1 protein-coding gene is annotated in these 264 nt (G+C 65.2%); it reads left to right on the top strand.

The features are described from left to right. A partial coding sequence (locus AC23P2_RS31385) for a hypothetical protein (RefSeq protein ID WP_487776836.1) occupies positions 1-264 on the top strand: 264 nt, incomplete at both ends.

Here is a 264-nt window from a genome sequence, read left to right on the forward strand (position 1 = left end):
CCTGATCCTGCTGCAGAAGCTGTGCGATGCCGGCCTGGATGTGTCGCTGGAAACCTCCGGCGCGTTGGACATCGCCGCGGTGGACCCGCGTGTATCGCGGGTGGTCGACCTGAAGACGCCGGACTCACGTGAGATGGCGCGCAACCGGCTGGAGAACATCCCGCTGCTGACAGGCCGCGACCAGCTCAAGTTCGTGATCTGCAGCCGCGGCGACTACGAATGGGCCAAGTCCATGTTGGCTGAGCATCGCCTGGCCGAACGCTG

The sequence above is a fragment of the Runella sp. R0.1_18 genome (assembly GCF_057652155.1).